Raw genomic sequence first — 14950 nt, 5'->3', positions numbered from 1 at the left:
CGGCCTTTCGTCAGTCGTTGTAACCGTGCCCCCTAACCACACGACCTCAAAGATAGAGAGATCGAAAACAAATCCACCAGACCCGCGCAAGAACTTCACTGTAATTGAACCTGTGGTGTATGAAACCGACGGTAAGTTCCTATCAAGTATGAATAGAGAATTGGAAAGAAGATCTCCAGAAGATCGAACGATCTTAGGTTTCGTACACGGGTATAATATGACCCTGAGCGACGCGACACTTAGGTTAACCCAATTCGTGCAAGACTCAGGTTTCGAAGGCGTTCCGGTACTTTTTTCCTGGGCATCTTACGCTAGCGCCACACGATATGTTTACGACCTTAACAGTGCACTTCAATCTAGAGTTCAAATGGTGACTGCCGCAGATTTGCTGACGCGCAGCAATGCGAACAGGGTTGATATCTTAGCATGGTCCATGGGCAGCTTTGCCATAATGGAAGGCATTGTCTACGCAACGACAACTGGCCATTTTGATCGTAAGAACCGACTGAAGAACATTATTCTGGCTTCACCGGACATCGATCTCGACCTGTTTCGTGCTCAATTGCAATTGATCCCCGAAGTCGTAGATGACGTATACATCCTTACTTCGAAGGCCGACTACGCGTTGAAGCTTTCAAGCTTAATTGCTGGACGACAAACACGACTTGGGCAAGCAAACATTGAGCAATTGGAAGACCTTGGTGTTTCAGTAATTGATCTCAGCGAAGTCGACGACGTTGGAACGAAGAGCCACGGAAAATTTGCTGAGTCGCCTAAGGTTGTTCAACTTATTGGCCGAGGCTTGAAGGAGACTAATTCTCTCGGAGAGGTCGCAGGCAGCGAGGCTGTGAGCCTTCCGTCTCTGCTTATCCAAGAACCGCGAAGATGATCCCCAATTGCCGCGGTTCAATAAGCTGTTTCGCTAGCTTTCTCATTTTCACTTCTGAGTATGCCTGTAGTCCTTTCCACAGAGTTTGACTCAATATTCAATTTGCGTGGCCAGTTTTCTTCACTTTAGCATGTGAAACCGCGAAAGCTGCATTGGTAGTGCCGCAAATTTTGTCGTGAAATGGCAACGACTTCCTAAGACCAAGGATAGTAGCGTAACCGCTACAAGTCTTCCTGATCGCCACTTCAGAAAGTGGCGAACCCAATGGAATTCGGAGTGCGTCATGAAATATTATTTTTTGTCCCTAGCGTTTTCTGTTTGCCTAACCGCATTGCAGACAATCAATCCTGCTCTGGCACAAGAAGCTTCAGAAGCAGAACAAGCTTCCGACGAAAAATTCCGTTCTAAAGATGACAAAACCGGAACAAACCCGATTAATTTTCAGAAAGACGTCCGCCTTTATCATGAATATCAAGATTTAGGAGGCGGAAACACGGGAAACGTTACTACGTTTGAATACCGAACGCCGTTCGCCAAAGGTAAATGGCAGTTTCGGATAAAAATTCCTCATCGATCAGTTGATGTTACTGGCCCCGGCTTTTTTTTTGATGAGGCGGGCCTTGGGGATATCAACTTTCGCGTCTTGACCGTTCCCTATCTGAATCCCGAGACTCGGCAAGCTTTCGCATACGGATTAGAGGTATGGTTGCCCACCGCGTCAGAGGACATCCTCGGCGACGATGACGTTGTATTGGGTCCGCAGTTATTTTACGCGTTCTTCAATCCGTTCGGCATTAAGAGTTCCGGGCTCTTCCCCGGCATACAGCATGCTTTTAATGTGGGATCAAACGTCGGCGACGATGTCAATGAGACCCGATTTGATGTCTTTTTCCTAAAGCAATGGCCTGAGCAGCAGCTCTATATGCTCTTGAATCCTCAATACATTGTGGATTGGGAAAACGATACCCAGGGCGGTGTTTTCGATGCGGAGGTTGGATACACGTGGAAATCCGGCGTCACTCTTTACGGCCGCCCTGGTGTCGGCTTGGGACCAGACGAACCACTGGATTGGAACTTCGAGGGCGGGGTCAAATATATATTCTGATCCTGAGCCCCTGCATTACTCAAATTTCGTTTTGGAGAGCAAGATGATGGGTCGAACATTCATAGCATTTGCAGTTGCAGTCACGACTCTGTTCGGCACGGCGGCTTACGCGTCCGAGAAACCCAACATTGTTTTGGTGTTCATGGACAACTTCGGTTGGGGCGAGCCTGGATTTAATGGCGGCGGAATAACGCGTGGTGCAGCGACTCCACGTCTAGACCAATTGGCTGCTGAAGGTTTGAGACTCACAAACTTCAACGTCGAGTCTCAATGCACACCATCACGCGCAGCGATAATGACCGGTCGCTACGCTGTTCGGACCGGCAATGGTACAATCCCTTTAGGAGGGGGCGTATATGGCTTGGTGCAGTGGGAAGTTACCATGGCCGAAATGCTGTCTGATGCGGGGTATGCAACTGGCATGTTCGGCAAGTGGCACCTTGGTCATACAGAAGGTCGATTTCCTACTGATCAGGGTTTTGAGGAGTGGTACGGAATCCCAAACTCAAGCGACGAAACACCTTGGTCCATCCTTGATGGGTTTTCCGAAAGCGGTGTTGCCGGAACCCACATTTATGAAGGCATTCGAGGTTCAACACCGCAGCAGGTTTTGGACTATGATCTTGAGCAGCGGGCATTGATCGACGGTGAGTTAACTAGGCGCGCGATCGACTTTATGGCTCGTCACGCCGCATCTGAAACGCCTTTTTTCCTCTACCTGCCTTACACAATGACACACTACCCCCTCATTCCCCATCCGGATTTTGCGGGCTCTACCGGCAACGGTAGATTTGCAGATGTGCTGGCACAGATCGATGCTTACAATGGTATGCTATTAGACGCGATTGACGATCTCGGAATACGAGACAACACGATCTTTATTTTCACGGCCGACAATGGTCCTGAAATCTTGCCTGAAGGATCAAATACTCCCTCCGTTGAATATTTCATACCGGGCAATGCAGGTCCTTGGCGCGGCTCGCTATTCACCGGGTTCGAGGGCAGCTTGAGAGTGCCGTTCGCAGTGCGTTGGCCAGGCAAAATTCCGGCTGGTGTAACCAGTGACGAAATTATTCATGAAATGGATTTATTCCCCACATTCGCCAATATAGCGAGCGGCTCAGTTCCAGACGACCGGATAATAGATGGTATCGACCAGACCGAGTTTTTCCTTGGAAATAAGGAGAAATCAAATCGGGAAGGCGTAATTGTTTATATGGGTAACGACGTTTGGGGCGTGAAATGGCGGAACTGGAAAGTACACCTCAAAGAGCAGCAGAACATTCTGACAGGTACCGTAAGTTACGGCGTGCCGCGGATCTACAATCTCTATAAAGACCCCGGTGAGACACAGAATGTCTTGTTTCCTGAGACTTGGGTACCGCAGGCAGCTCTGAAACAACTTACTCAGCACGCAATCTCACTTCAAAAAGAGCCTCCAATTAAGCCTGGCACTAAGGATCCATACATCCCCGCTGAATAAGCAAATGTGTTCTGTTGAACTTTCTTCACAAACTCTTCGTTCCCTTGATGCCGCGCGATTCTGCTTCGCTTGAAGGTCTGCTAAGCTGTTCGCAATGCGCGGAAATTACTTAATCCGTCGACGTGTCTGGAACAAAGTAGGTCCAAAACGCATATTGCGTCAGACTGCCGACGTTTATTCGGAATCTGACCGAATTCCTGCAACTTTATCTACCAAGGACCAATCTGTTGTTTATGGATTCGGAAAGCAGGCGAGAAAGGTATCCAGCTTCAGTTTGCTAACTTTAAATCCTGTCTATGCAGTTCGGATGAAAACGGGAGGGTGACCCATGCCGAAAACGATAGTTCGTTTGCTGCCATATCTTTTTATCAGTTTCGCTTTCTTGAGTTTCAATGCAGCCTATGCACAGCCCACAGAAACAACAGAGCAGCAAGTAGATTGGCTCCAATTGGGGATGGGACTTTTTGGCGGCTTGGCGCTCTTTTTAGCTGGATTGGATCTTTTGTCTGAGGGCTTGAAAAAGGCCGCAGGAAACACCCTGCGCGATGTTCTTCAGAAGTTGACAGTGAATCGATTCACGGGCGCCGCCACCGGTGCATTTGTTACCGGTGTACTGAATTCTTCTTCTGTTACGACAGTGTTGGTCGTGGGGTTTGTTACCGCCGGTGTCATGACATTGGCGCAATCCGTCGGCGTAATCATGGGAGCAAATATCGGCAGCACTGTCACGGCGCAGCTGCTGGCTTTCAACCTCTCTACGTATTCCCTTATTGCAGTTGCACTAGGTTTTTTTATGACTTTTGGCAGCAAAAATGAGCGCCCCAAATACATGGGTATGATGATAATGGGCCTCGGTTTGGTGTTCTACGGAATGGGTCTGATGAGTGAGGGTATGAAGCCTTTGCGCAGCTATGAACCCTTTCTGGAAATCCTTGCTAGCATGGAACGTCCGCTTTTTGGCATTCTGGCGGGAGCACTATTCACTGGGTTGGTTCAATCCTCCGCTGCCACTGTTGGTATTGCAATTGCGATGGCAAGCGAAGGTTTGCTGTCTCTTCAGGCCGGGATAGTTTTGGCCTTAGGAGCCAATATCGGGACCTGTGTCACCGCTTTGCTTGCGGCACTTGGCAAGCCAGTCGAAGCGGTTCGCGCATCTGTTGTCCATGTCTTGTTCAATATTGCAGGCGTCATAATTTGGCTTCCGTTTCTGAGCATTCTTGCGGACATAGCCGTAAGTGTTTCGCCCGCCGCTGCGGAAGGTCTGGTTGGAAAAGACAAACTTGCGGCGGAGGTTCCTCGGCAGATCGCAAATGCCAACACCATGTTCAATGTCCTCAACACTATGATATTTATTGGTTTCACAACGGCCTTCGCGCGCCTCGCGGAAAGACTGGTCCCAGATCGACCTGAGCCAATGGATAAAATCATTAAGTCCGAATTCCTCGATGACGCGGCGCTGGAAGCGCCCACGATCGCACTTGAAAACGCCAGAAGAGAGATTGAGCGGGCCGGACATATCGCCTTGGAAATGATGGACGCGTTGGGTGAAGGGGCTCAACGCTACGAAAGAGGAGCGTTGGATGCGGTCGCAAAGCGTGACGACGAAGTGGACATTCTAAGTTCAGAAATCATGAAGTATCTTGGTCGAATACGACAAAATTCACTCACGGAAAGCGAGAGCGATACCCATCAGCAACTTGTCGCCGCGATTATGAATATCGAGAGCGCAGCTGACATCGTTGAGGCGGATATGGTTGGGTTGCTCAAAATCTTCATCGATGGCGATTTTTCCGAAAGTAGTGAAACAACGCGAGATATGGTGCAGGGTCTTTGGACTTGTGTGAGAGAAAGTCTTGAACTCGCAGTCCAGGCTGTGGGGAATAGTGACGAACGCTCTGCCCAAGAAGTGCTCTTGCTCAAAGACGATATTAGAACCCTTTCCGACCAGCTATTCGAAAGGCACGCCAAGCGACTAAACATCGACGAACCCCGGTACTTGGAGCGTGTTCGACTACTGATGACTTTTATTGAGCAGTTGCGCCACATGTACACACTGACAAAACGGGTCGCGAAGACACAGTTACCAGTCGAAATCGCCGCAGAGGCGGCATAATTGGTTAATAGGTCAATTTCGGCAATGCGGCGAAGTTATTTGTTGTCCACACGAATTCTTGTTTTGCATATTTCCGCATGGAACGACTGTACCAAACGTGCCCCCACAACGGCCACAACGATAAAACTGTGGGCTTCGTTGGGGCGCTTGAAGCGGTTGGACAAGTTGTTCCAACGGTGGCGATATAACAATCTCAAGACGTACGCCTGATGAGGCTGCGCTGCGGACACCTATTCTTCGACAATTCCCACAGCAAGACCTTCCGTGAAGCTCAGAGCTACTCTGTCTCCCTGGCTAAGTTGCTCAACAAACTCACGACCAACTTCTGTTTCAACCTCGATCATTTGTTCTGTGCCGCTGCTGTCCGTCACAGTGGCTATTGAATTCGCGGCGTCGAAGGAAACAAAAGTCAGAATTAACGTGACCATCGTTCCAGCGGCTACGCCCGGTGTTGATCCCTCTGCCGCCCGGCCTTCCAATTCAACCATACTGTCGACCTCGCCAGGGAATGCCATGTTTGCAGCTACCCCCAGTGTGTAAACCGCTTTGACCTTGTCGCCTTCTTCAATTTGGTCGAAGTTTACGACTTCCGCTCCTGCAACAATGGTCTCTTCTTCGCCTGTCTCTGAGTTTTGCAGCACTATAAGCCGAGTGTCCGGGTCAACCGACTTAACTGTCGCATCGGCTTCGATGGTCACGCTGCGCTCAGCTGTTTGAGCAAAACTGAACGCAGGCATAATCAAGAAAAATGCAGAAACAAGAAGTTTAGTTAGCATGTCTTCTCCTAATAAAATTCATGGTTGAAGCCTGCAAAGTAGCACACAGTTTTGCAGTATAGCAAAACGTTGTCACACCGCTTAGCAGTTTCAAAGATGTATGTCAGTCAGTGTCACCAAAGACCGAAGTTCTTGAGCATCAGAATTGCGCCATATATCGAACGATTAGTCTAGAGCACTTAGGCGGAGAACGCTTGTTCGGCTGAAGCGATGTCAGTTTCGTCCGCTTTTTAGTCATTCCGATGGGCTCAGGTCCCAGACACGCTCAGGCAACCCGAAGTTCTCAGTGACAGCATTTCTGTCCTTACGCTTCAGAGTAATGCCTAAGATACTTCTTATAGGACAACGTGTCGGATGACTTGCAATAAGGGGGATAGTACCCCCTCCCAATAAAGTACCTTACCTAGTGGACTACATAAGGTAGCCTCAAATAGCCCTTAGGCGGCCATGGCAAAACCACTGTCCAAGGTCATCTTCACTTGAGGGATGAAGCCCAACCGTTCTTTATACTCATCCTTCAGCACAGTTGACGCCAATTCATGATCCCGTTGCTTCACGATCAGACTGTCATGAACCGGAAGGGACGGTATGTCTTGCAACTCATAGAGGCACTGCATTGCTTTTAGAAAACACTCTGCTTCTTCAAACTGCAAAATAGCCCAATCCAGTTTTTCGGGTTCGAGACTGGACAAAACCGGGTGTCGGGCCAAGATCGACGAAACCACGTCCTTCAGCTTGTACCGATCCCTAGGGTGGTAGCCATGTTCGGAAATGAAGTCGTCGTTGAAAGACCTCGGCCAGCGGGATGGGGGTTTCCCCCGCCCGATAGAGGCGACAATGATCCGTTTTATGACCTCTCTCGATATCCCGTCGATCTGATAAGGATCGGGATCATAGGCGAGGGTCTCACCTTGGATTGCGTACAGAATGGATAGCTGACTGGAAGAAACATCAATTTCACACGTTGGTTCACCATCAATCATAATGGCTTTCCGTTTTTCCTTCGGCATCTGCATCCAATCGTCGTCAGAGGCACAATAGAAACGGCCCCCGAGATTGAAGTCGAACCCTTTCCGGTCACCGCAATTGAAGATACGTCGCAACATTGGTTGATCTGATAGGTTAAACTTGTGACGGGCGAGATACCTGTTCAGGGTCTCTACTTCGGTTCTGCGCTCCTGAAATCTGGGGCCACTCTGCTTGATGAGCTTGCCACCTTTTGGGAAATTGTAGTCGCCGTCTTTGGTACTGCGTACCTGCAAGACACTGGCGTGACTGTGACAGCGTTCAAAGTGCTCGGTGACGTTGGCCGCTGTGAGTTGGTAGCTCTGGGCCAGTTCCAACAGAGCTGGTGTGGCTCTGAACCTCCGCGCTTTTTTGTACGTTGTGTTTTGGTCACTGTCGTCAATCGAAGCTCGGAAATGCACAAAGCCAGTTTCTTCCATCAGCCCCATTCCCATCCAGTAGGTTCGAAGCTTGATAAAGGCATCACTACTCACCAAGGTCTGTGCAAGTTCGTCTTTGTCGGATGGTCGATACATGTAGCCTTTGGCGGCCTCATTCGCGCTGTGCTTGATTAGATCGGCAGCCAACGCTCCAACTGCCAATTTGAAGTTGTCCAAGTCGTTCTGTCGTCTGGCACGTTTTCGGGGGTGGTATTGTGCTTCGTAAGCAATAGTTCGGTTTATCAACTCGGATACAAAGTTCTTCGATGCTTCGGTTACCGTAGACCGATCTAACGAAGCAAACCGGGCTTTGTTGAATGTGTGTCGAAGTAGACGTGTTACGTCGTTGTTTGTTTTGCGCATACATTTTCCGTATTGGGCGGTTTCAAAAAGAGAGGAAAGATTTAGGGAAACTTCCTCCTTTATAGGCTCAATATCCGAACACACACTTTTTCAGGCACCAAACGTCTGGAAAACTGAATGCCATAGCCGTTACTCGAGCAACGCCAATCAGACCACAATTGCTGTGTACACCCGACTAGCGTGCATGTCGTTGAGAGGGCGAGACTGTCCTAAATGTTGAAGGCTTACCAACTAACTTTGTTGAAGATCACGATAGAAGTGTGCGGACACCAGTTTCAGGCTGATCTTCATCAACCATCTTCGCAACCAAACGTCCGCTAGTCAGTGTCGGCTTTCCACAAAAAAAGAGGTGTTGAGTTTTGGTTTCGCTGACCTTTTTCCTTTTGACTCATCTCAAGGAAGGCAAATTGTCCTGTGTGGGTTTATGTACCACAACATCTAGTATTGGATGTATGGAGGGTCAAGTTGTGACAGACATAACCCTTTGATGTTATTGGGTATGGGCTTCCCTAACTACTAGGTCTTGATAGGCGATTACATATCGAAGATGTCAGGAGTTCAAATCTCTTATCACCCACCATTTTTCCCCTAAAACTTGGTGGTTCCTTGCGTCCCAATTCTTTGGGTAGTCGCATGAAAAAGGGCGAGGTTGAAACCCCGCCCATTTTGATCATTCAATCCGAACTCAGTGCGTTCTGGCAGACGCTGCCGAACTTTCCGCGGCTTTCGCAGCCGCGGCGGCGGCCTCCTCGGCTGCTTCGTCCCATTCGATGGGTTCAGGCTCGCTAATCAGCGCCTGCTTCAGAACCTCGGACACATGCGTGACCGGGATGATCTCCAGCCCTTCCTTCACGTTATCCGGGATGTCGGCCAGATCCTTTTCATTTTCCTCGGGGATCAGGACAGTCTTGATGCCACCACGCAGGGCCGCCAGCAGTTTTTCCTTGAGCCCACCGATCGGCATCGCGTTGCCGCGCAGCGAAACCTCGCCCGTCATGGCGATATCCTTGCGAACCGGAATACCGGTCAGCACCGACACGATCGAAGTCACCATCGCCAGACCGGCCGAAGGGCCATCCTTTGGCGTTGCGCCATCCGGAACGTGGACGTGAATGTCCAGCGTGTCGAATTTCGTCGGCTTCACCCCGATCTGAGGCGAGATTGACCGCACATAGGACGATGCCGCGTCGATGGATTCCTTCATCACATCGCCCAGCTTACCGGTGGTCTTCATCCGCCCCTTGCCGGGCAGTTTCAGCGCTTCGATATGCAGCAGATCGCCCCCGACCGAGGTATAAGCCAGACCAGTCACAACACCGACCTGATCGTCCTGTTCAGCCAGGCCATAGCGGTATTTGGGCACGCCCAGGAAATCATCCAGATTGTCGGGCGTCACCGTGACCGACTCGGCCTCTTTCTTGATGATCTTGGTCAGCGATTTCCGGGCAACCTTGGCGATCTCTCGTTCCAAGTTCCGCACGCCCGCTTCCCGGGTATAGGTGCGGATGATGGATTGCAGCGCATCATCGGTCAGCTCAAATTCCTTGGCCTTGAGGCCATGGTTTTTAACCTGCTTGCTGATCAGGTGCTGCTTGGCTATCTCGGATTTCTCTTCCTCGGTATAGCCAGCCAGCGGGATGATCTCCATCCGGTCCAGCAGAGGCCCGGGCATATTATAGCTGTTCGACGTGGTTAGAAACATCACGTTGGACAGGTCATATTCGACCTCCAAGTAGTGGTCCATGAACGTACTGTTCTGTTCCGGGTCCAGCACTTCAAGCATGGCCGAAGCCGGGTCGCCACGGAAATCCTGCCCCATCTTGTCGATCTCATCGAGCAAAATCAGCGGGTTCGTGGTCTTTGCCTTTTTCAGCGACTGGATGATCTTGCCGGGCATCGAACCGATATAGGTCCGACGGTGGCCGCGGATCTCAGATTCGTCACGCACGCCACCCAACGAGATGCGAATGAACTCGCGCCCCGTGGCTTTGGCAACCGACTTACCCAGCGAGGTTTTACCCACACCCGGAGGGCCGACAAGGCACAGGATCGGGCCTTTCAGCTTTTTCGAGCGCTGTTGAACCGCCAGATACTCGACGATCCGTTCCTTGACCGTCTCAAGCCCATAGTGATCGGCATCCAAAATGTCCTGGGCACGGCCCAGATCCTTTTTGACGCGGGATTTGGTGCCCCACGGCAGCGACAGAATCCAGTCCAGATAGTTGCGCACAACGGTGGCCTCGGCCGACATGGGTGACATATTCTTGAGCTTCTTCAGCTCACCCTCGGCCTTTTCGCGCGCTTCTTTCGACAGCTTGGTCTCGGCGATTTTCTCTTCCAGTTCAGCAACTTCGTTGCCGCCGTCCTCACCATCGCCAAGTTCCTTCTGAATGGCCTTCATTTGCTCATTCAGGTAGTACTCGCGCTGCGTCTTCTCCATCTGGGATTTGACGCGGGTCTTGATCTTTTTCTCGACCTGCAGAACCGACATCTCGCCCTGCATGAGGCCATAGACCTTTTCCAGCCGCTCACTAACCGAGAGCGTCTCAAGCAGTTCCTGCTTTTGCTCAACCTCGATGCCAAGATGGCCCGAAACCAGGTCGGCCAGCTTGGCAGGTTCGGTGGTTTCACCAACGGCGGTCAGCGCTTCTTCGGGGATGTTCTTGCGGACTTTGGCGTAACGCTCGAACTCATCTGCGACGGTGCGCAGCAGCGCCTCGGTCGTCGTCACGTCGCCCGGAATTTCGGTCAGATATTCAGCGCGGGCCTCGAAAAAATCGTCATTTTCCAGAAAATCGGTGATCTGCACGCGCGCCTGCCCTTCGACCAGCACTTTGACAGTGCCATCGGGCAGTTTCAGCAGTTGCAGCACATTTGCCAGTACGCCCGACCGGTAAATCCCGTCGATTGCGGGATCGTCCTCACCCGGATCAATCTGGCTGGACAGCAGAATCTGCTTGTCGTCCTGCATCACTTCTTCCAGCGCGCGGACGGATTTTTCCCGTCCCACGAACAGCGGCACGATCATATGTGGAAACACCACGATGTCGCGCAACGGCAGTACTGGGTACGAGGAATTCAGAGGCTCTTGCATGCTCTATCCTTATCATTGGCAAGACGGCTCCGGTCCCTGTGTCAGGCAACACTCGGCCATCTCCTGTTTGGATGGTTAAGGTGGGGTTATAGCCCCCTCTTTTCAACCTTACCTTTGCGTCTAGTACAATGGCCTGAAGACTATACCACTACAAGGCTAGAAAAACGCATTCGGAACAGTTTCATCGATTGGTGCAAGTACGTTGCAGTGCCTCATCGTGGGCTTCAAACAACAGCTAGACAACTTTTTTTGAATTCTCTCAAATTCCTCGGAAAACAATTTATCGTGGTACGCGACTCCGACACTTCAATAATGAGACATTCTGGCATGAGCATGAAAGAAAGAAATTCTGCGGCAGCGGACGACTATAAGCATTATCTAGAGGTTCGCGACTCCGATTATGTGGAACTTTTGTCCTATGCTGCGAAGAGCTCGGGAAGATCAGTTGTAAAAACTCAACTCGACTTCAACAAAATGTTAAAGGCACCAGGGCGATTGAACATGGTCGAGTATGTGCGAAATGGCCTTCACCACATTGATCGCTACTCCGAATCAGAACGCGCGACCTTTATCTCGAATGACCTTCATTGGCCTATTACCCACAAGTGTAACCACAATGGGTGGAGTGCCGCCGCTGAAGACAAAGTTGTAGCCTACACTCTGCTTGAGGCCGCTGGTGTTCCAGTTCCTAAAACTTTGGCTGTCTTAGATAAATCCAACAGAATATACCCGGGGCTTAAGACGATAGCAACGGCAGAGCAGTTGCGGGATGTTCTACTTGAGAACCTTGGATCAGGACTGTTCGGTAAGATCACCGAAGGCATGGTGAGCTTTGGTGCATTTTTGATAAAGGATGCAAATGAAACAACCATCATGTGCGAAGGACGCGACCCGGTTTCATACGAAGCATTCTTAGCCGAGATCGTCGGCGATAACTCTTATGTGCTGCAGTCTCTCCTTCAAAATCATCCTGACATTTCACAATTTGCATCGGCTCTCGCTACAGTTCGCATGGTCAACCTTGTGCGAGAAAACGACGTCTATTGCCCTATGGCGATCATTAAGCTTCCTCAAGGAGACAACATTGCGGACGCATTCTGGAGACCTGGGAACATTGCGTGTTCAGTCAATTTAGAAACTGGAAAAATAGAAACGGTGGCGCGGCGCGCGGACAAGGAAGTAGAATTTCTGGACGATCACCCAGAAATCAAAGGACTGATGGGTTTGCAACTTCCATTCTGGCGCGAATTGGTAGAAGCTAATGAGCGCGCGGCCAGAACCTTTGCACCTATACGCTACCAGTCAACGGATATTTCGATAACTGAAAGTGGGCCGGTCGTCGTCGAACTGAACTATGGTGGTGGGTTCGATCTACCTCAGTACGCCAGTGGGCGTGGAATGTTGACTTCCGAAGTTAGAGAGTTTTTCGAAGGTTTTGGTTGGGACTTCAACGAACAGCCAAAGAAGAAGTTTTGGCCGTTTCGGCGATAGACAAACGACCTAAACCGCTTATTTCACATCGGTTCGATATCGCCCTGTGCGCGTTGGGCATGGAATTGATTTTGCCATGCCTCAAAGGTTCCCGCCGCAATCGCGCCGCGCATTCCCTGCATGATTTCCTGAAAATAGTGCAGGTTGTGCCAGGTCAGCAGCATCCCCGAGATCATCTCGTTCGCGCGGAATACATGGTGCAAATAGGCGCGGGAGTAGTTGGAACAGGCCGGACAGGTACACTGCTCATCCAGCGGGCGCGGGTCATCCGCATGGCGGGCGTTTTTTATGTTGACCACGCCATAGCGGGTGAAAACCTGCCCTGTGCGCCCTGAACGCGAAGGCAAAACACAATCCATCATGTCGATGCCGCGCGCAACGGCGCCTACGATGTCGTCGGGCTTGCCCACTCCCATCAGATAGCGTGGCTTGTCGGTGGGCAGCATATCAGGCGCGAAATCCAGAACGCTGAACATGGCCTCTTGGCCTTCGCCGACGGCCAGTCCGCCGACCGCATAGCCTTCGAACCCGATCTCTTTTAAGGCTTCGGCGGATTCTTCGCGGAAATCGTGTTCTAGTCCACCTTGCTGAATACCAAACAAAGCGTGGCCCGGTCGGTCGCCGAACGCATCGCGCGACCTGCGCGCCCATCGCATCGACAGTCGCATCGATTCAGCAATCCGGTCCCGGTCCGCGGGTAAGGCCGGGCATTCGTCGAAACACATAACGATATCCGAACCCAGCAGGCGCTGGATTTCCATTGACCGCTCTGGCGTCAGCTCATTCTTGGAGCCGTCGATATGCGATTTGAAGGTCACGCCCTTTTCGGTCAGTTTTCGAAGCCCGGCCAGGGACATAACCTGAAACCCACCCGAGTCTGTCAGGATCGGACGTTCCCAGTTCATAAACTTGTGCAAACCACCCAGACGGTCAATCCGCTCTGCCGTCGGGCGCAGCATCAAGTGATAGGTGTTGCCCAACAGGATATCGGCCCCGGTTGCGCCCACGCTTTCGGGCATCATCGCCTTGACCGTCGCCGCCGTTCCGACAGGCATAAAAGCGGGCGTCCGAACCTCGCCGCGCGGTGTGCGGATCACGCCGGCTCTCGCCTTTCCGTCGGTGGCTTTCAGGTCAAAAGAAAAACGTTCGGTCATAGGGGGCCTCGGGGTCGCTGAACCGGGCAGGATTTGCCCGATCTGCCCGTCCTTTGCAACCCGTCAGGGCAATGAAGCGACCCGTTGGGTAAAGAGATCGACCACCCCTGCCCCGTCGACATCGCAGCACACGTGCACGACGGGACGCGAAGGATCAGGGCGGGTCAGGCCAATCTCGGGGCCGTCCGCAACAACCTGCAACCCGGTTTCCACCATTGTGAACATGTCCGCATGGGTACAGGCGATCACAGCTGTCGAATCGTGCAGCCCGCAACCCTCAAGCCCACCAACATCCTTGTAGAACTTCAGATAAAACTTCGAGATATCGCGCAGGAACCCACCCATATCTGCGGATTGTTCCGCGAGGCCGTCAAAATCGGCCCCTTCGTAGAGGGTCCTGAGCGTCACATCCAAGCCAACAACCACCGTCGTAGGAGGGTTGGCAAAAACCTCATCGGCGGCAAGAGGGTCATGGTAGATATTCGCCTCGGCATGCGGGGTAATGTTACCAGGGCAATAAACAGCACCGCCCATGATGACCAAGCGGGCGATGTTCTGGGCAAATTCCGGGTCCAGACGCAGTGCAGCGGCGATATTAGTTAAGGGACCGACGGCGCAGACCACCAGTTCGCCCTTATGCACGCGGGCCATTTCAACCAGGTATTCGGCAGCGGACAGGCTGTGATTGCTCCCGATCTGAGGGATGTCGGTGACATCTCCAAACCCCTCAGGCCCATGAACATGCTCAGACGGCGCATGTGTGTCCGCCCCCTGCGCCACGGGTGCGCCTTCTGCGACCGGGGCGTTTATGCCCAGTTTATCTAACAAAAACCGCGCGTTCCGGCTGGATTGATGCACATGGGTGTTGCCGAAAACCGTGGTCAGGCCAATCAGCTCAATCTCGGGGGCAGCAGCAGCATAGGCGATGGCCATTGCGTCATCAATGCCGGGGTCAGTGTCTATAATCAGTTTCATGTTTGCCCGATAGCGCAATCGGCAAGGGATGCAAAGTGGTCACAGACAGGCCTCCGCCCCCC

At 51.6% G+C, this 14950-nt stretch carries 10 protein-coding genes; 5 read left to right on the top strand and 5 right to left on the bottom strand.

From position 1 onward, the window contains the following. Positions 1 to 25: 25 nt before the first annotated feature. The 4 genes from ACR0CA_RS17980 (at position 26) to ACR0CA_RS17965 (ending at position 5590) form a co-directional block, all read left to right on the top strand. A complete protein-coding gene (locus ACR0CA_RS17980; RefSeq protein ID WP_414478960.1) occupies positions 26 to 889 on the top strand; it encodes an alpha/beta hydrolase in 864 nt (287 codons plus the stop codon). A gap of 283 nt (positions 890 to 1172) precedes the next feature. Further along, positions 1173 to 1994 carry a hypothetical protein gene (locus ACR0CA_RS17975; RefSeq protein ID WP_170354049.1) on the top strand — a complete coding sequence of 274 codons (822 nt, stop codon included), beginning with the start codon at positions 1173 to 1175 and terminating at the stop codon, positions 1992 to 1994. A 43-nt stretch (positions 1995 to 2037) separates the two neighbouring features. Further along, positions 2038 to 3477 (top strand): arylsulfatase, encoded by a 1440-nt coding sequence (locus tag ACR0CA_RS17970; RefSeq protein ID WP_170354048.1) that lies wholly within the window; start codon positions 2038 to 2040, stop codon positions 3475 to 3477. 328 nt (positions 3478 to 3805) lie between these two features. After that, positions 3806 to 5590, top strand: a complete 1785-nt coding sequence (locus tag ACR0CA_RS17965; protein WP_170751015.1) for a Na/Pi cotransporter family protein — start codon at positions 3806 to 3808, stop codon at positions 5588 to 5590. Positions 5591 to 5820: 230 nt separating this feature from the next. On the opposite strand, the gene ACR0CA_RS17960 is transcribed toward ACR0CA_RS17965, so the two are convergent. The 3 genes from ACR0CA_RS17960 to lon form a co-directional block, all read right to left on the bottom strand. Continuing rightward, complete coding sequence (locus tag ACR0CA_RS17960; RefSeq protein WP_170751013.1) at positions 5821 to 6366, bottom strand: hypothetical protein; 546 nt, start codon at positions 6364 to 6366, stop codon at positions 5821 to 5823. A 437-nt stretch (positions 6367 to 6803) separates the two neighbouring features. Next, positions 6804 to 7973, bottom strand: a complete 1170-nt coding sequence (locus tag ACR0CA_RS17955; protein WP_480900505.1) for a hypothetical protein — start codon at positions 7971 to 7973, stop codon at positions 6804 to 6806. Between the two features lie 886 nt (positions 7974 to 8859). Further along, a complete protein-coding gene (gene lon, locus ACR0CA_RS17950) occupies positions 8860 to 11268 on the bottom strand; it encodes an endopeptidase La (RefSeq protein WP_480900503.1) in 2409 nt (802 codons plus the stop codon). A gap of 333 nt (positions 11269 to 11601) precedes the next feature. Between lon and ACR0CA_RS17945 the strand changes: the two genes are divergently transcribed. After that, positions 11602 to 12759, top strand: a complete 1158-nt coding sequence (locus ACR0CA_RS17945) for a sugar-transfer associated ATP-grasp domain-containing protein (protein ID WP_480900501.1) — start codon at positions 11602 to 11604, stop codon at positions 12757 to 12759. A gap of 23 nt (positions 12760 to 12782) precedes the next feature. On the opposite strand, the gene tgt is transcribed toward ACR0CA_RS17945, so the two are convergent. Both tgt and ACR0CA_RS17935 read right to left on the bottom strand, forming a co-directional pair. Continuing rightward, the gene (gene tgt / locus ACR0CA_RS17940) at positions 12783 to 13913 is read right to left on the bottom strand and encodes a tRNA guanosine(34) transglycosylase Tgt (RefSeq protein ID WP_480900499.1); all 1131 of its coding nucleotides are present in this window, start codon (positions 13911 to 13913) and stop codon (positions 12783 to 12785) included. 63 nt (positions 13914 to 13976) lie between these two features. Then, positions 13977 to 14888: a nucleoside hydrolase gene (locus ACR0CA_RS17935; protein WP_480504394.1), complete on the bottom strand. Its 912-nt coding sequence runs from the start codon at positions 14886 to 14888 to the stop codon at positions 13977 to 13979. Between the last annotated feature and the right edge of the window lie 62 nt (positions 14889 to 14950).

The organism is Ruegeria sp. F12 (assembly GCF_056533885.1).
Note: the sequence above shows the minus strand (reverse complement) of the source record. Positions and strands in the feature narration are given on the sequence as shown.